This is a genomic window from Neobacillus thermocopriae (assembly GCF_010975035.1).
Lineage (GTDB): Bacteria > Bacillota > Bacilli > Bacillales > Cytobacillaceae > Neobacillus > Neobacillus thermocopriae.
On record NZ_JAAIUV010000027.1, the window covers coordinates 1 to 18,148 of the forward strand.

An 18,148-nucleotide genomic window follows, 5' to 3' on the forward strand; every position below is an offset into this window, starting at 1 on the left:
CAAAAATGGTATAATAATTGACCCCGTAGGGGTCAAATTAAAGTTAATATAGACCAAAAATTGCTTAAAATTTGAAAAGGCATTTCGAATTAAGTTTATTCGGAATGCCTTTTGTCTACAATCTGAAATACTCTTCTCATTAGAGAAGAGTATTTTCATTTAAGAAGTAAATTTCGAATGGAAAATACGCAAGATCTCCAAGAATAGTGGAAAAGAATTATGTAAAAAATTTGAAAGGAAAGCTTTTTTCTTCCTTTATATATATTTATTTTTTCTAAAACCAATAACAAGTATGACAAACATATTGAAAAATATATAAATCTTGCCAATTTTTCTAAAATACGGTCTAATGGAAAGAAGAGAATATTATCTTAGTGAAGAGAGGAATCAAGGGTGATTTTCTTCTTAGGGGTCCTTATTATCTACACTTTGTTAGTCGTGTACATAGGTTGGAACGGCTGGATTTGGCTAACATTATTTATCCGTAATCGGAAACCTCTCAAAATTTTATATTGGTTTCTATTGATTCTCGTATCTTATTCCTTTGTGTTCGGACGGATTTTAGAAGAGAGTCCTGTCCTAGCATGGATAGGCGGGATTTGGATTGGCTTTTTTTGTTATATTTTATTGCTTATGCCTTTTGTCAATCTTTTTGTGTTTTTTATAAAACACACCAAAATACCAAAGGAAAAAGCAAAAAAATGGGCTGGAATCATTACATTAACAACTGTCTCCTGCCTATTTGTATATGGGTTATACCATGCTTTTACACCAGTGGTTAGAAATTATGAAATCACGATTCCGAAAAAGATTGAAGGTAGAAAGAGCCTGAATATTGTCATGGCTTCAGATATGCATTTTGGTGACCTTTCAGGAGCTAAACAAGCAAAAAAACTTGTGGAAAACATTAATACATTAAATCCAGACCTTGTATTGTTCCCGGGAGATATTATCGATGATAATATTGAACCCTTTCTCAGAAAAGGAATTCCCGATATCTTAAAGGAAATTAAGGCACCAGTATATGCTTCAATGGGGAATCATGATCAAGAAGAAGATAAAGATGTCGACCTCGTTCAAATATTTAATGACAGTGGCATGAGAATGTTAGATGATGAAGTGGTCGTATTAGATAATGGATTAACCCTTATTGGTCGAAAAGATCGGGGGTATCGTGATGTCGTCCGAGCAAAATTAGCAGATTTAATGAAGAATGTGGATGTTTCAAGACCTATTATTCTGCTCGATCATCAACCATATGATTTAGATATTGCCGAAAAAAATAATATTGATTTACTAGTTGCAGGCCACACTCATCGGGGACAAATCGCCCCAGCTCATTTAATTACTAAAAGGATTTATGAAAATGATTGGGGCTATCTCAAAAAAGGAAATCTTCATACCATTGTATCTTCAGGATACGGATTTTGGGGTACACCACTTCGTATTGGATCACAAAGTGAAATCGTACAAATAAAAGTAAACTTTCATCCTTAAATACCGAAGTTAATAATAACGTTTATAAATAAATGGGGGTCAATGAAACGATGAATAATCATAAAGATTGGAGCAGGTCAAAAACACGGAAGGAACGAAGGAGATCGAAAAAATCAGTCCTTATTGTTATCCTAACTGCTCTATTTATTGTAGCTGGTGGTGTTACATTGTTTTTTAAATACATACCTTCTCATAAAGCATCTCCTCCGAAAGAAATAAAATCGGAGCTAAATGAGTCCGATCCAAATAAAGTTGAAAATAATAATCAAAAACTTGAACAAAAACCGGAAACAGTAACAGAAACAACAATAAAAATAAGTGCAGCAGGAGATTTTACACTTGGAACGGATGAGACATTTAATTATAGTGATTCCTTTGTTAAGGTTGCGGAGGCAAACGGACTCCCATATTTTGTAAAGGGACTAAACAATATTTTTTTGGAAGATAATTTTACAACTGTTAATTTAGAAACCACATTAACAAATGCTACAAAAAAAGCAGCAAAGAAATTTCGCTTTAAAGGTGATCCTAGTTATGCACAAATTTTAACATTAGGTGGGATCGAAGCGGTCAATTTAGCCAATAATCATATTTTTGATTATTTGGAGAAAGGATATCAAGACACAATAACTGCTTTGAAAAATCGAAATATTGGTTATTTTGGCTATGATCATCAATATCTAACAACCGTCAAAGGGGTTAAAATCGGTGCACTAGGTTATGAAGGATGGAATGACACACAGGAAATAAGAAAACAGGTTGAACAAGATCTCAAATCATTGCGGGAACAAGGTGCACAAATTATATTAGTTCATTATCATTGGGGAAATGAACGTGAATATGTTCCGGAACCTTCTCAAAAGACTTTAGCTCGCTTCACCATCGATAGTGGGGCAGATTTAGTCCTTGGTCATCACCCACATGTTGTCCAAGGAATTGAAGAATATAAAGGAAAATTTATTGTCTACAGTCTCGGAAACTTTATGTTTGGTGGAAATCGAAATCCGAGTGATAAAGATACATTTGTATTTCAACAAAACTTTTATTTGAAAAACGGAGTTCTAACCGATAAAAAAGAAATTGCTGTTATCCCATTTTCCATTTCGTCTGTTTCAACGAAAAACAATTATCAGCCTACCATGCTTAAAGGAGCAGAGCAGGAGCGGGTGAAAAAGAAAATCATCGAGGCTTCCAATAAAATAAATGGTTCTGATTGGCTCGTTTATGAAACGATGGATCAAGTGGTGAATTCAGGGAATTAAAACAATGCCTCCGGCTATAAAAGTACCTATCCTATTTGGATATACTTCATTTTAGCCAGAGGCATTGTTTTTCATTGGCATGGGGGTACCCTTGACATTTTTATAAAAAAGAGTATAGTTAATAACTTGTGAAGGATAGAAAGAAAATTGTTAAATGGTCATAATTTATTCATATTTTTCGTTTAATATAGAATATAGTTTAATCTTCATTACTCGTAAAATATGAAAATATGTTATTATGTTTTACTAGAGGTAGGTGTTTAAATTGAATAATGCACTTAAAAAAAGTCAAGGTATATTTAATAAATATATTGGCTTTTTCTTTGTAGCAGTGATGATGCTTTGGCTTAAAACTTATATTGCCCAACTAACTCAGTTTGATTTAGGAATTAGTAATACGTTACAAAAGATTTTATTATTTTTTAATCCATTAGGATCGGCAATACTATTTTTAGGATTTGCCACACTTTTCAAAGGAAGAAAAAAGTATATCTTTTTACTAATATTTGATTTTCTATTATCTTTTCTTTTATACGCTAATATTCTATATTACCGATTTTTTAACGATTTTATCACGCTTCCAACTTTAACCCAGACACAAAACTTTGGGGATGTAAGTGGTAGTATTGTACCATTATTAGAACCTTATGATTTCTTATTCTTTATTGATATTTTTGTATTAATTGCATTACTTGCTTTCCGTAAGGTTAAAATGGAAGAAAAGAATATGAGCCGACCTAAGGTGGCTGCTTTATTTTCATTTGCACTAGCCATCTCTTTCGCCAATCTTTCATTGGCAGAAACGGATCGTCCTCAATTACTAACACGAGGATTTGACCGAAATTACATTGTTAAATATTTAGGGATGTATAATTACACTATTTATGATGCGGTAAAAAGTACAAAGGCTTCCGCACAAAGAGTTATGGCAAGTAGCGACGACATTACGGATGTAAAAAACTTTACGAATTCCAACTATGCTGAGCCGAATCCCAAATATTTTGGTGCAGCAAAAGGAATGAATGTGATCTATATCCATTTGGAATCCATGCAAAATTTCCTTATCAACTATAAGCTGAACGGGGAAGAAGTAACACCATTTCTAAATTCCCTAACGCATGATAAAAATACGTTGTATTTTGATAATTTCTTCCACCAAACAGCACAAGGTAAAACTTCGGATGCTGAATTTATGCTGGAAAACTCATTGTATGGCTTGCCTCAAGGTTCAGCTTTTGTAACAAAAGGGATGAACACATACCAGGCAGCTCCTGCTATTTTAGGCCAAAATGGATATACTTCTGCTGTATTCCATGGGAATTCAGGAAGTTTCTGGAATCGTAATGAAATTTATAAATCATTTGGCTATGATAAGTTCTTTGATGAAAACTCATATCAGTTGACACCTGAATCATTAGCGGAATATGGTTTGAAAGATAAACCATTCTTTGAACAATCGATTCCATTGTTGGAATCTCTTCCGCAACCTTTTATGGCTAAGTTTATTACGGTTTCACACCATTTTCCTTATTCAATGCCGCAAGAAGAAGCGACGATTGCACGGCATACCACTGGAGATAAATCTGTAGATAATTATTTCCAAACAGCACGTTATGCGGATGAAGCATTGAAACAATTCTTTGATTATCTGAAGGAGTCAGGTTTATATGATAATTCTATGATTATCATGTATGGTGACCATTATGGTATTTCTGAAAACCATAATAAAGCAATGGCAAAAGTACTTGAAAAAGAAATCACTCCATTTGAAAGTGCAGGGTTACAACGTGTTCCACTATTTATTCATGTACCTGGCATCGAAGGTGGCGTAAATCATGAATATGCTGGCCAAATTGACATCCTGCCAACCATGCTTCATTTGTTAGGTATTGATACAAAGGAGTATGTGCATTTTGGAACAGATATTTTATCTGAAAACCATGATGAGTTAATTCCTTTCCGAAACGGAGATTTTGTAAGTCCAACCATTACGGCGGTTGGTGGCAAATTTTATGATTCCGTGACTGGAATGCCTTTGGATGAAGATCAAATAGAAGAAGCAAAGCAACTTCAAGATAGAGTAGAAAATATCTTAGCTTTATCTGATAACGTAGTAAATGGAGATCTATTACGCTTTTATACACCTAAAGGATTTACTCCAGTTGACCGCTCGAAATACAATTATAATGTGTCAGAATTACCGACAAAGGAATGATAGGATGAAAAAGACTGCCAACGGCAGTCTTTTTCAAATTCCATGTTAGTAAGGAAACTGGCTGGAATAGTTACTAAATTGTTGGTAAGCTTGATTAATTTTTTGCTGATCTTCAGCCTCAAGTTTATACCAGCCATTTCGGAACATCACCTCAAATAGTTGCCTGCTGCTTTGATGAGTTTCCATAAGCATTTGTAATAAATCATCATGTAGCTGTTGGTAACTAGCTTCGCGAACAGCAATATTTAAACTATCGGTGATATATTTACATGTACTTAGGCCATCATTAATAAAATCACGGTCATTCATTTCTGGGCCTTTTACTTTTGGTAATTGACCTGTTTGTGGATTGGCAATTTGATTTTGTTGATTTTGATTAGGTTGGTTTTGCATAAGCCATACCTCCAATTATTAATGCATTTGCTGCTGTGTATTAGGCAAGTTAGCTAATGCAGCTTGATTATTGGTTTGTAAATGGGAGAGTAATTTTTGATAATGTGTCTGATGCATCCTACCAGCATTTTCAAGCGCTTGTTTAATTTCAGGGTTTTGTGCTTGTTCAGCAAGGAAATGAAATTTTTTAAATGCTAATAACTCCCATGACATGGCATCTTTCAGGTACATAAGATCTTTTGTTGTAATGGCACGAGGTGGTTCTGGAATGGGTGCTTGATTATATTGCATCAAAAAGCTCCTTTCTTAATCATTTTCCATCATGTATAGAATGAGCAAATGACACCAACTTTATGTAATTATTCCTATCGTGGTTCTTCCTGTAAAATCGGACTTATGGAGTATTTTTAAAAAAAAGAATCGAATTCTACCAAAATTGGATGTATAATAGAAACTTGTGAGATTAATGGATTATTTTTTAAAGGAGGCGATTAGTATGGTAAAGGCATTAGCCATTTTATTTGGATTATCTATATTGCTACTAATAATATCTTTAGTAAGAACGAAAAAAACGGCAGAAAAAACGCAAGAAGCTATTGACATGTTTCATATTAATTTGATGAAAGAAATAAACGATGTTAAAGAATCTCTGAATAATATCGAACTTGATATGGAAATTATCTCAAAAGAAGCTGGAGTTCAACTTTCTGCCGAGGAGAAAAAATTAAGACGAGAAGTATTGGATTTGTACAAACGTCAATATTCACTAGAAAACATTGCAGAACAAAAACAAATGAGTGTTCAAGAAATTAACCAAATTATTACAACATACGTAACTCCGCAGGATGAAAGGGGAAAAGCTGCCCATGAAGGTTAACATATTAAGCAGCTTTGCAGCTGGAATCCTAACGGCAACTAGTATTTGTGCAATCGTTTATTTTTCTGAGGACCGTAATACTTCCAAACCAGCAAATAAAGTGAACAATGAACAAGTTCAATTGTCTGAAAAAGAAATGAAAAAAGAATTAACTTCAAAAGGTTATATCGTTCAAACAAAAGATGAATATGAAAAACATTTAAATGAAGCTAAAGGAACTCCACAAGCCAACGGTGAACAAAATCAAGAAGAAAAAACTATATCAAAGGCTGTTATTGTGGTATCTGAAGGGATGACGAGCATTGATGTGGGAAAAATGCTTGTTAATGCTACGTTGATCCAAGATGCCTTCCAATTTTCTAAAGATGTGGAAAGCAGAGGACTTCAAAACAAATTACGTCCAGGTACATATACTGTAGATAGCACTATGTCCTATGATCAAATTATTACAACGATTTTTCAATAAAACAAAAAAGAAACTTTCCAAAACAATATTTGGAAAGTTTCTTTTTTTATTATAGTGAATTGACATATTCTTTAACCATTTCAATAGTGACATTTTTTCTTAATGGGACAATTCGCAAGTTAATTTTATTCATTTTATTCGTCACTTCATTGATTTTATCGGTGGAAAATGGCTTTCCTTGCTTGCATAATTCAACCGCTTCTGCAATATACTTTTCACGCAATTCATCTAAAGCCAAGAATTCCTGATACAGCTTATGTTGATTTTCAGCATGTTTAATTAAATCTTTATGTACACTCATGACTTCAACTCCTATAAACATCGGGAATAATAATATAATAACATCCTTTGATTATAATAACTAGTTCTTAAAGTAAGTATAAATAAAGCTGTTTTCACTGGAACTTTGCTATAATTGGTTACTAGGAGGCACAGAGTAATTCAATTCGCTATGCCGTAATAAGATTTGAGGGGAGAAGATGGATGAAGCACGCGTTAGTGATTGGTGGTACTGGTATGTTATCAAAAGTTTCGCTTTGGTTAATAGAAAACGGTTATCATGTGTCTGTGATTGCGAGAAATGCTGAACGTATGAAGAAGCTAATCCAAGAAGCCGGTTCGGATGGTCGCGTAACTCCATTATTCGTTGATTACAGAGATAGTGATGATCTAAAAAAGAACATTCACCAAACCATTAAACAAAATGGAAATATTAATATTGTAGTCACGTGGATTCATTCGATCGCTGAAAATGCCCTTCAAATTATCGTGAATGAGGTAACAAAAGGGAATACTGATTGGGAATTATTTCATATATTAGGAAGTAGGGCAAATTTAGAAGAAATTAAGAAAAAGGCTGTTGTACCAATAAATTGTAAATATTATCAAGTACAATTAGGCTTTAAAATGGAAGGTACCAGATCAAGATGGTTAACAAATGAGGAAATTTCTGAAGGTATCATCGAAGCAATCAAGAAGAAAAAGAACATGTTCATGATTGGTCAAATGGAACCTTGGGAAAAACGCCCAGATTAACAATGAATAATAACAAATACTCGCCATTTGAAATTCGAGTTTTGTTATGCTAGAGGAGATTATTTACGAAAAGAACACGTCCATCAAGCACAAATACAGTCACATCAACATTTGATCCCTCTGTATATAACGGGGTATAACAATGTTCGCAAAAAAAGACACGAAACGCTGTTATGAACGTTCGTGCCTTTTTAAGCTGTCCTCAAACTTTCGTTTCGGAACCTTATTTGTATAGAGTTGTATTGCCGATTACTCAAGCCACCAAGGTCTAATTTCCATGAGGATTTCCCATTTATAGGTGGATTCCATCTTGTAAAAACAAACAATAAATGTTTCTTTTCCACCAGCATATGTACTAAACCATTTTGTATTTGCTTTATTAATATTGTGAAAGACAATTCTTACCAACGACAAAAAATCATAAAACCATCTATAGAATGAAACAGAAGGGAGAAATAAGAAAAGAATTTATGCTAATTGGCAAGTGCATACATTGGTTCAGATTCATATATGGTTATGAGATAGACATCTGTGTCAGCAATTTTGACCTTCCAGAAAATATCCAATAAAATTACGAAATGATGCATTTATAATGAGACTACATGAAGATTATTGGTAATTTCTAAGAAGAAAGTTGCGCAGCAGACAAATGATTTTTTATCGAATTTTTACGTTATATGGTAATAAGTATTTTTTATAGACAAGTAATTATGGGCAGGACTAAATATAATAGTATTCCTTGCAAAATAAATTTTTAGCTAAAACATGTATGGATGTTTGAGTTATTACAAGACAAAAACTTATAAAAGAGGGTACCAAATATTCATTTATATTATTACGTAAAATATAAATTTGACGAAATAATTATTAAGTAGTAATATAGTATTGAGGTGTCATTATGATTAATCAATCCAAACAGCAAAATTTTCAAAAACTGCAAGCATTGCTTAATGAATTGCCATGGTATGTTGAAGAATATATTAATCACAAATTAAGAAAACTTTCTACCGCATCCTTACTCAATTATTGTCATGATTACAAAATTTTCTTTAACTGGATGATCCATGAGCAGCTTTGGACTGGCAATATGAAAGATATTCCTTTAGAACGGTTAGAGAAATTGACGGTTCTTGAAGTTGAAGGCTTCTTAAACTTTCTTCATTATCAGCTTCAAAATAAAGAATTAACCGTAAATCGAAAGCTATCTGCACTAAAATCCTTGTTTAATTACCTGCAAAATATTGCTGAGACAAAAGATTTGAAACCATATATTCAACGAAATGTGATGGCGAAAATTGAATTTAATGATATAAAAGAATCGATGGAAACGAAAGCAAATAAAATGGAAGGCAAAATCCTGCTTGGAGATGAATATGAGCGATTTCGCTTATTCGTTGCCCAGGAATATGGTGAATTGCATAAAAATAATAAAAAAGTATATAACTTTTATCAATTAAATAAAGAACGAGATACGGCTATTATTTCATTAATTCTAGGATCTGGTCTTCGTTTATCCGAATTAGTGGGATTGGATCTTGAAGATATTGATTTTAGCAAGTATACCGCACGAGTGATTCGTAAAGGAAATAAGGAACAGTACGTCTTTTTCAGCCAAACAGCGATGGATGATTTAAAGGAATATTTAGCCGTTAGAGAATCAAAGTATCAGATTGATAAAAGTATAAAGGCTTTATTTGTTGCTGCACCAATGGGCCCTAAAGGAAAAACAAGACGGTTAACAGCGCGATCTGTTGAAAAATTAGTAGAAAAATATGCGAAGGCATTTGGAAAACCATCATTATCTGTACATAAACTTAGACACTCATTTGCTACAAGGTATCATGCTGAAATTAATGATGTCCCTAAATTAAGACGTCAATTAGGTCATTCATCCATACAAACAACGATGATATACACGCATATTAAAAATGATGATTTAAAGATTGCTGTTGATAAAATGGATATGCCAAAAGAATTCACAGAATAACGAAAATAGCTGCCTCATTTTTTAGGCAGCTTCCCCACTCCTCTTATTTTAATTTTATCAGTTTACATAATATTATTATTTTATCGATTTTCTAATTTGTCTCATTTTAAAAGTATACTTAAGATAGTGAGACGAAAGAAATAAACACAGGTATTCCTGTGTTTATCCAAAATAATATTATGTCTCATTATATAAAAATTGTCTCGGTGTTCCATAGTAAAGTACATGATTAAACTGTGCAAAATTGGATTCAAATTTTATATGGATTGGTGCATCTAACAACCATGGGAAATTCGTAAAAAAATCTTTATCTCCATATACAATTGCCTTTAAAGCTACATTTACATCTTTTTGGAAAATCATGAATCGAACCCTTGCATAATTTTCATCGAAATTCCCATCACTCACTAACACTCTTCCATTTAATGAAAATTCCCCCATCCTAGGAACCCATTCTGCTAATACTTCATCTCGAAACCCTTGATTAATCGCATGATAATTGTATTCCGTTCCTATCGTCAGGAAAAGTTCTCCGGTTACTTCCGATCGAGTAAGTGTATACTTCCTCCCCTCCACTGGACGAAACTTCGTAACCGGTGGCTGATACGTTGTCGTTAACTTTGTTGGAATGAGGATACTCATAAGCAAGCATTCTCCTTTCGAACTGCCTGCTACATTATATGGGTAATTCGTCTATTCCGTGACATTATACTGGCAATGTTTAATATTCTTCCCCCTTCACCTTAACACCCTTTAGTACCCATTTCCCATTTTCATACATCCAAGTAGACTCTACATAGGCGATTGTATCCGCGTCAGCAATTCCTGACACTCGTTGAATGCCCTTTAATCCTTTTCTCTTATTTTGATCAGAAAATGGTTTTAAGCTGTAAAACGAATCGACCATTAATTCTGTCGGCTCTTGAAGTTTTCCATTCGTGTAAAGTCCCATTTTTTTATAATATTTCTTCCGATCCTTCAAATCAAAATGATAGGAATGACCAGTATCCTTAATTTTTATTTCAGCCTTAAAGCCGTTTAATAATCGACTCTCCATCAAGAGAGGTTCAGGAATAGGAAGATCTTCTTTACTAAAATCCTTTAAACTAAATAATGAATAATTCGTATGACCATTGACTTCACCATCTAAAACAGTGACAAAGACATCTTTTACTCCATCATGATTAAGATCGGCTAGCTGAAAGGCTGCTTTTGTTCCGTTTTGTAATGGAAAGGTATACCTTTGGTCGTTGGAGGCAATAACTTCAAGATACATTTCTTTAAAGTATTCATTTTTCTCCTCATAAGGAACTGCTTTTAGCTTGATAACTTCTTTTTGACCATCCCCCGTAATATCTACTTCTTTTTTCGAAATAGTTACGACCTCATCATTTCCAATGGCATAAACACCAGTAATAGCTGTTAAAGACATGAAAAATAATACAGCAATGACTAGTCCAACTTCTTTTCTCATACTGTTTCCCTCCCATGTATCATATTAGTTAGTATGTCCATTTTTGGTAATAACATGAAAAAGACTCCCTATTTTCTAGAGAGTCTTTTTACCTATTTTTTATTCTGTTTTATCTTTTGCTTCAACCTTCCAAACAGAGGTTACCCTACCATTTTCCTCTTCATCCAAAATAAAGGAACCATTGGAATATCGGTCGCTATAGCGAATATCTCCTACTTTGATGGTTTCTATAAAGCTCTTTTCCGTTTGAAGATAGATTGTATCTGATTCTTGTGCAACAACGAAGCCAGAGATGCGATGTGGATTGGCTTTTAATTCTCTTAAAATCACGACCCCACGCTTGGCTCGGGTTGTTTTCTCAAACTCTGTCAATTTCATTTTTTTCACTGCACCGCGCTGGGTAGCAACAACAATTGATTCATCATTTGATGTGATCAATTGTCCGCTTACAATATAGTCACCTTCTTTGAGGTTCATTCCTTTTACACCGGCAGCACGGACACCGACAATGCTAACTTCAGATTCATCAAACCATAATGCATAACCATTATGAGTGATTAAGAAAAGTTCGTTCATTCCATCGGTTAAATGGACATCGACTACTTGGTCATCATTTTTTAAATTGATTCCAGTCAAAGGTTTGGAATATCGCTGTGCCTTATAATGTTTCAGTTCTGTTTTCTTGACCATTCCATTTCTCGTTACAAAGAGGAAGAAGCCATTCATTTCAAAATCTTTCATTGGAATAGCTTTTATGATTTCCTCATCACGATCAATAGGGATAATATTTGCAATATGTTGACCAAGATCTTTCCAACGGATGTCCGGTAGTTCATGAACTGGGCAATACAAGTAATTCCCCTTATTAGTGAACAGAAGCAGGACATCCTTTGTATTCATTTCGAGCTTTGCTAGCAACCTATCTGTATCCTTCATAGCAAAATCTTGACCATTCGAAGCGGCATAAGAACGAAGGCTCGTCCTTTTTACATATCCATCCTTTGTCACCGTCACAATTACATCTTCACTGGCCACCATGACTTCTAAATTGATCTTTAATTCTTCAATTTCCGCCTCAATTTTGGAGCGACGTTCATCTGCAAAACGCTTTTTCACGTCTTTTAATTCTTTTTTAATAACGGAAATTAGTTTTTTCTCACTTTCTAAAATACTTGATAGTTCAGCAATTCGTTTGGCCAATTCTTCCGCCTCATTTCTCAATGCAGTAATATCCGTATTTGTTAAACGATATAACTGCAAGGAAACAATGGCTTCAGCTTGTGCTTCTGTAAACATGTATTTTGCAATTAAATTGTCCTTAGCATTTCGTTTATCCTTTGAGGCTCGGATTGTTGCGATGACTTCATCAAGAATCGATATAGCCTTAATTAATCCTTCAACAATATGCTGGCGTTCATTCGCTTTTTTCAATTCAAATTTTGTCCTTCGAGTGACAACATCTTTTTGGTGTTCTATATAGGCGTCGAGTAATTCACGCAAACCCATTAGTTTCGGGCGTTTATTGTAAATAGCAACCATATTAAAATTATAAGGCACTTGGAGATCACTATTTTTATATAAATAGTTTAGAACACCCTCTGCATCGGCATCTTTCTTTAATTCGATGACAATCCGAAGACCCGAACGGTCCGTTTCATCTCGAACCTCAGAGATTCCTTCTACTTTTCGGTCTAGCCGGAATTCATCTATTTTTTTCACGAGATTTGCTTTATTTACTTCAAAAGGAATCTCTGTGATGACAATTTGTTGTTTTCCTCCACGAATGTTTTCAATTTCTGCTTTCCCGCGAATAATAATTTTGCCTTTACCCGTTTCATAAGCTTTTTTAATTCCATCAATTCCTTGAATAATCCCGCCAGTAGGGAAATCCGGTCCTTTGATGACTGTCATCAATTCATCTACCGAAACATCCGGTTTGTCCATTTTTAGGATGGCTCCATCAATAATTTCACCTAAATGATGGGGCGGAATATCTGTTGCATAACCCGCAGAAATCCCTGTTGAGCCATTTACAAGCAGATTCGGGAACATCGCTGGTAAAACGGTTGGTTCTTTTGAAGTGTCATCAAAGTTTGGAACAAAATCAACGGTTTCTTTTTCAATATCATGCAATAGTTCGGCAGCGATCGCCGACAGACGTGCTTCTGTGTAACGCATCGCAGCAGGCGGATCCCCATCAATACTACCGTTATTTCCGTGCATTTCAACTAAAACATTACGTACTTTCCAGTCCTGGCTCATGCGAACCATGGCATCATATACAGAGGAATCCCCGTGAGGATGATAATTACCGATAACATTACCAACCGTTTTTGCTGCCTTACGAAAACCTTTTTCATGTGTATTCCCTTCCACATGCATCGCATACAAAATTCTCCGCTGTACTGGTTTTAATCCATCTCTCGCATCAGGAAGGGCACGTTCTTGAATAATATATTTACTATACCTACCGAAACGGTCGCCAAGCACGTCCTCCAAAGGTAAGTCACGAAACTTTTCAGCAGTACTCATCCTTCAATCCCTCCTTCAGAAAACGTAATATTTTCATTTTCTAATATAGTCCCATCTTCCTCCAAGCCGAATGCTACATTATTTTCGATCCATTTCCGGCGTGGTTCAACCTTATCACCCATTAGAGTTGTTACTCGACGTTCTGCACGGGCAGCATCATCAATTTTCACTCGAATCAAGGTGCGAGTTTCTGGATTCATTGTTGTTTCCCAAAGCTGGTCTGCATTCATTTCTCCTAAACCTTTGTAACGCTGAATGATATAGCCACGGCCTATTTTTTTAATAGCCGCTTGCAATTCCTCTTCATCCCATGCGTATTCAATTTTTTCATTTTTTCCAGTCCCTTTGCTTACTTTATACAAAGGAGGCAGAGCAATAAATACTTTACCCGCTTCCACAAGTGGTTTCATATATCGATAAAAGAATGTTAACAGCAGAACCTGAATATGAGCTCCATCTGTGTCAGCATCGGTCATGATGATAATTTTGTCATAGTTAACATCCTCAAGATTAAAATCCGCACCAACTCCAGCCCCGATTGCATGGATAATGGTATTGATTTCTTCATTTTTAAAAATATCGGCTAGCTTCGCTTTTTCCGTATTAATAACTTTACCTCGTAATGGTAGTACTGCTTGGAATCGTCGATCTCGCCCTTGCTTCGCGGATCCTCCTGCAGAGTCACCTTCTACTAAATAAAGTTCATTTTTCTGCGGATTTCTTGATTGGGCTGGTGTCAATTTACCGGAAAGAGAAGTTTCTGAACGCTTTCTCTTTTTCCCACTTCTCGCATCCTCTCTCGCTTTTCTTGCCGCTTCACGGGCTTGATAGGCTTTAATCGCCTTTTTAATGAGCAAGGTACTTATGTCCGGATTTTCCTCCAAATAATAGGAAAGATGCTCAGAAACCACAGCATCGACAGCAGAACGTGCTTCACTTGTTCCTAATTTCCCTTTTGTTTGTCCTTCGAATTGCAACAACTCTTCAGGAATACGTACGGAAATAATGGCGGATAAACCTTCGCGGATGTCTGCCCCTTCTAAATTTTTGTCTTTTTCTTTCAACAAACCTACTTTACGGGCATAATCATTCATAACCCTCGTCATGGCTGTTTTGGCCCCAACCTCATGGGTTCCACCATCTTTTGTACGAACATTATTTACAAAGGATAAAACATTTTCCGAATACCCATCATTAAATTGGAAGGCAAATTCTACTTCGATTCCATTTTGCGAACCCTCAAAACTTACGACTGGATGGATGACATCCTTTTCCTCATTTAAATAAGTAACGAACGCTTCAATTCCATTCTCATAATGGAATACTTCATGCAAATCGTGACGTTCATCGATGATTTCAATTTTTAGTCCTTTTAATAGAAAAGCCGATTCTCTTAACCTTTCCCCTAATGTTTCAAAATTAAAGGTGGTAGTTGAAAAAATACTAGCGTCAGGTTTGAAATGAATCGTCGTTCCGGTTTGATTGGTTTTACCGATTTTTTCAAGAGTCGTTACCGGCTTTCCTCCATTTTCAAAACGTTGTTCATACACAAAACCATCTCTTTTAATGGTTACGACTAGCCATTCCGATAAGGCATTAACAACAGAGGCACCTACACCATGTAACCCGCCACTTGTCTTGTATCCACCTTGTCCAAACTTTCCGCCAGCATGTAGGACCGTAAGAATCACTTCAGGTGTAGGTTTTCCTAATTTATGCATACCCGTAGGCATCCCACGCCCTCTGTCAGCCACACTGATGGAATTGTCTTTATGAATTTTTACGATGATATGATCCCCAAATCCTGCAAGCGCCTCGTCAACAGAGTTGTCAACAATCTCATAGACGAGATGATGAAGACCTCTAGCATCCGTGCTACCTATGTACATTCCAGGGCGTTTCCTTACAGCTTCAAGGCCCTCAAGCACCTGTATGGCATCATCGTTGTATTCAATAAAATCAAATGATTGTTGTTTTTGTGCCACTCAAATACCCCTTTCATCCTTGCAAAAAGAAACACACTTCTACTTAATCATACTCTCTATTATTTCATTCATTATAAAAGTGGATTTTCCTTTTATTTATATGTATTAGAACAGATGTTCGAAGATTATTTTATCATATGTACTTTCAGTGTCTATGCTTTATTTTATAGATTTATTTCGATTTGGCAAATATGTACTTGAAATAGATAGCAAAATCCCATTGTTTTATTTCGTTAAATACAAAAAAGCTGCTATTTTTCAGCAGCTCTATTAACCATTATTTCGTTAAGGCATGCATAACTTTAATACAACGATCCATAATTACGGTATACCCTTTTTCTTTCAGAAAATGATAAGCTTCTTCATTCACAAGCCCTTGTTGAGCCCAAAAAACATTGCAATCAATCTCATCAAATTCTTTTGCCACATCATACAGCTGCTCTGAACGACGGAAAACATTCACGATATCAACCGGTCCTTTGATATCCTTTAATGAGGCAACAGCCTTTACTCCAAGTGATTCCTCGATAGTTGGGTTTACAGGAATAATTTCATAGCCGGCTTTTTGCATTACTTCTGAAACCTGATAAGAGGTACGGGTAGGGTTATTACTTAAACCAACGACAGCAATTCGTTTTGCTTTTTTTAAAATTTCTCCGATTTCTTCTAGACTTGGATTTTCAATCGCCATTATTATCACTCCTATAACAAATGATTTTCTTATATTGTACCAATTACCAATAAAAAATATATAATAAAACGCTTACGATTAAACTGTAGTCATAAATCTAAATTCCTACGAAATCAGATATTTTCTCTTTCCATCCAAACGGATATAATAGAAGAATAACTTTATTATTTGAAGGAGTAATTTTTCATGATTGAAATGATTGTCGTATTAGTTCTAGCCTATTTACTAGGTTCGATTCCATCTGGACTCATTATCGGAAAAGTTTTTTATAAAACGGATATTAGGCAGCATGGTAGTGGTAATTTAGGAGGAACCAATACGTTTCGTACACTTGGGGTAAAAGCGGGTTTAGCAGTTACATTGGCAGATATTTTGAAAGGAACACTAGCAGCCGCCTTACCAAATCTATTCGCCATCGATTTACATCCATTAATCCCTGGTGTGCTTGCTGTATTAGGACATACCTACCCGATATTTGCCGGGTTTCGTGGGGGGAAAGCAGTGGCTACCTCTGGGGGAGTCTTATTATTTTATGCACCATTTTTGTTTATTACATTGTTAGTTTCCTTTTTTGTTAGCCTTTATATCACAAAATATGTTTCTTTATCTTCGATGATCGCAGGTGGAGTCGCTGTTGTCTATGTATTAACGACTGGATTTTTCCAAGGGTGGGATATTCCATTATTGATCGTTGTCTCTTTATTAGCGAGCTTTGTTATTTACCGCCACCGTGCCAATATTAACCGAATCATTAATAAAACCGAACCAAAAATTAAATGGCTATAAAAAGAATCTCGATGGTTCTTTTTATAGCCATTTTTTATCATTTATAGTAAGTCATCATCAAGTGTTCTATTTCTTTCATCCTTTGATTTTTGCTATAATGATGGTATGAAAGATGGAGAGTATTTAATAATGAAACAAAAAAAATTTTTGGGGATTTTCATTTGCATCCTTTTTACCGTTATGACTTTTCTTTTTACAAGAGGTTTTTATTCACAGTTTTTTATCTTGCTTATGTCCTCTTTCCTATCGATTCCATTTCTGAATGAAGAAAAAAGAATCGTTATATGGATGATGATTTCATTTTTTCTTGGGAATTTAGCAGTGGGTTATATTTCCCGTTTCCTCGAAACCTTTCGCATTTCCCCGATGATGTTAGTCATTGCTGACCAATTGCTTTTGTTTTTACCGCTATTCATGGTTATATATGTTTTAAAACAATTTCATTATAAAATGAATTCCTATGGCTATAAACGAACATTAAAGAAAAGAGAACAGTCTTCCTTACTTGTCAATCGACTCATTCTAGCTTGTTTATTGTTTATTACTTTGTTATTCATTTTGTATATTCCACATATAACAACAAAAATATCGACGGTATGGTGTACATTTATCATCACAATTCTTGTCTCCATTCTTTATGCGTTTGTGCAAGAAGTTTTATGGAGGGGCATTTTTCTTTCGATTTTTATTCAACTAACCAATAAACTTACTGGTGTGATAGTAGCAAGTATTGTTTTTGCGATCAATACAACTATGTTTGGCACTTCAATGAAAATGACTTTCTTCTTTGTGTTTTTAGGATTTCTTTTTAGTATTGTAACCATGAAAACAAGAAACATTTTCCCTTCCATGATTCTACATGCACTGATTGTTTTTCTTTTATTTATTCATGCAAATATAATTCTTCCTCAATAAAATCAAAGGCACACTTGAAAAGGATCAAGTGTG

At 34.9% G+C, this 18,148-nt stretch carries 17 protein-coding genes; 9 read left to right on the forward strand and 8 right to left on the reverse strand.

Going from position 1 to position 18,148, the window contains the following annotated elements; genetic code table 11:
- Window positions 1–393: 393 nt before the first annotated feature.
- From G4Z05_RS14155 to ltaS, 3 genes are all read left to right on the forward strand, one after another.
- Complete coding sequence (locus tag G4Z05_RS14155) at window positions 394–1,497, forward strand: metallophosphoesterase (protein ID WP_163252471.1); 1,104 nt, start codon at window positions 394–396, stop codon at window positions 1,495–1,497.
- Between the two features lie 50 nt (window positions 1,498–1,547).
- Window positions 1,548–2,759 (forward strand): CapA family protein, encoded by a 1,212-nt coding sequence (locus G4Z05_RS14160; RefSeq protein WP_163252472.1) that lies wholly within the window; start codon window positions 1,548–1,550, stop codon window positions 2,757–2,759.
- Between the two features lie 265 nt (window positions 2,760–3,024).
- On the forward strand, window positions 3,025–4,974 hold the full coding sequence (ltaS, locus tag G4Z05_RS14165) for a lipoteichoic acid synthase (RefSeq protein ID WP_276207650.1): 1,950 nt from the start codon (window positions 3,025–3,027) through the stop codon (window positions 4,972–4,974).
- Between the two features lie 45 nt (window positions 4,975–5,019).
- On the opposite strand, the gene G4Z05_RS14170 is transcribed toward ltaS, so the two are convergent.
- Both G4Z05_RS14170 and G4Z05_RS14175 read right to left on the reverse strand, forming a co-directional pair.
- The gene (locus tag G4Z05_RS14170) at window positions 5,020–5,367 is read right to left on the reverse strand and encodes a spore coat protein (RefSeq protein ID WP_163252473.1); all 348 of its coding nucleotides are present in this window, start codon (window positions 5,365–5,367) and stop codon (window positions 5,020–5,022) included.
- An 18-nt stretch (window positions 5,368–5,385) separates the two neighbouring features.
- On the reverse strand, window positions 5,386–5,658 hold the full coding sequence (locus G4Z05_RS14175) for a hypothetical protein (protein ID WP_038535200.1): 273 nt from the start codon (window positions 5,656–5,658) through the stop codon (window positions 5,386–5,388).
- Window positions 5,659–5,863: 205 nt separating this feature from the next.
- Between G4Z05_RS14175 and G4Z05_RS14180 the strand changes: the two genes are divergently transcribed.
- A complete protein-coding gene (locus G4Z05_RS14180; protein WP_163252474.1) occupies window positions 5,864–6,244 on the forward strand; it encodes a hypothetical protein in 381 nt (126 codons plus the stop codon).
- Window positions 6,234–6,710 carry an endolytic transglycosylase MltG gene (locus G4Z05_RS14185; protein ID WP_163252475.1) on the forward strand — a complete coding sequence of 159 codons (477 nt, stop codon included), beginning with the start codon at window positions 6,234–6,236 and terminating at the stop codon, window positions 6,708–6,710. The genes G4Z05_RS14180 and G4Z05_RS14185 overlap by 11 nt, the downstream gene beginning before the upstream one ends.
- 49 nt (window positions 6,711–6,759) lie before the next feature.
- On the opposite strand, the gene G4Z05_RS14190 is transcribed toward G4Z05_RS14185, so the two are convergent.
- Window positions 6,760–7,011 carry a DUF2533 family protein gene (locus G4Z05_RS14190; RefSeq protein ID WP_163252476.1) on the reverse strand — a complete coding sequence of 84 codons (252 nt, stop codon included), beginning with the start codon at window positions 7,009–7,011 and terminating at the stop codon, window positions 6,760–6,762.
- A 182-nt stretch (window positions 7,012–7,193) separates the two neighbouring features.
- On the opposite strand from G4Z05_RS14190, the gene G4Z05_RS14195 reads away from it, so the two are divergent.
- Window positions 7,194–7,745, forward strand: a complete 552-nt coding sequence (locus G4Z05_RS14195; RefSeq protein WP_163252477.1) for a short-chain dehydrogenase — start codon at window positions 7,194–7,196, stop codon at window positions 7,743–7,745.
- Between the two features lie 898 nt (window positions 7,746–8,643).
- Complete coding sequence (gene xerS / locus G4Z05_RS14200; RefSeq protein WP_205597571.1) at window positions 8,644–9,732, forward strand: tyrosine recombinase XerS; 1,089 nt, start codon at window positions 8,644–8,646, stop codon at window positions 9,730–9,732.
- A gap of 177 nt (window positions 9,733–9,909) precedes the next feature.
- On the opposite strand, the gene G4Z05_RS14205 is transcribed toward xerS, so the two are convergent.
- The 5 genes from G4Z05_RS14205 to G4Z05_RS14225 form a co-directional block, all read right to left on the reverse strand.
- Window positions 9,910–10,374, reverse strand: a complete 465-nt coding sequence (locus tag G4Z05_RS14205; RefSeq protein WP_163252478.1) for a staygreen family protein — start codon at window positions 10,372–10,374, stop codon at window positions 9,910–9,912.
- Between the two features lie 79 nt (window positions 10,375–10,453).
- Window positions 10,454–11,206: a hypothetical protein gene (locus G4Z05_RS14210; RefSeq protein ID WP_163252479.1), complete on the reverse strand. Its 753-nt coding sequence runs from the start codon at window positions 11,204–11,206 to the stop codon at window positions 10,454–10,456.
- Between the two features lie 99 nt (window positions 11,207–11,305).
- Window positions 11,306–13,738 carry a DNA topoisomerase IV subunit A gene (gene parC / locus G4Z05_RS14215; RefSeq protein WP_163252480.1) on the reverse strand — a complete coding sequence of 811 codons (2,433 nt, stop codon included), beginning with the start codon at window positions 13,736–13,738 and terminating at the stop codon, window positions 11,306–11,308.
- Window positions 13,735–15,723 carry a DNA topoisomerase IV subunit B gene (gene parE, locus G4Z05_RS14220; protein ID WP_163252481.1) on the reverse strand — a complete coding sequence of 663 codons (1,989 nt, stop codon included), beginning with the start codon at window positions 15,721–15,723 and terminating at the stop codon, window positions 13,735–13,737. The genes parC and parE overlap by 4 nt, the downstream gene beginning before the upstream one ends.
- Window positions 15,724–16,000: 277 nt before the next feature.
- The gene (locus G4Z05_RS14225) at window positions 16,001–16,414 is read right to left on the reverse strand and encodes a CoA-binding protein (RefSeq protein ID WP_205597572.1); all 414 of its coding nucleotides are present in this window, start codon (window positions 16,412–16,414) and stop codon (window positions 16,001–16,003) included.
- Window positions 16,415–16,600: 186 nt separating this feature from the next.
- On the opposite strand from G4Z05_RS14225, the gene plsY reads away from it, so the two are divergent.
- Together plsY and G4Z05_RS14235 are read left to right on the forward strand one after the other, a co-directional pair.
- Window positions 16,601–17,200 carry a glycerol-3-phosphate 1-O-acyltransferase PlsY gene (gene plsY, locus G4Z05_RS14230; RefSeq protein WP_240465396.1) on the forward strand — a complete coding sequence of 200 codons (600 nt, stop codon included), beginning with the start codon at window positions 16,601–16,603 and terminating at the stop codon, window positions 17,198–17,200.
- A 129-nt stretch (window positions 17,201–17,329) separates the two neighbouring features.
- The gene (locus G4Z05_RS14235; protein ID WP_163252482.1) at window positions 17,330–18,115 is read left to right on the forward strand and encodes a CPBP family intramembrane glutamic endopeptidase; all 786 of its coding nucleotides are present in this window, start codon (window positions 17,330–17,332) and stop codon (window positions 18,113–18,115) included.
- Window positions 18,116–18,148: the final 33 nt, after the last annotated feature.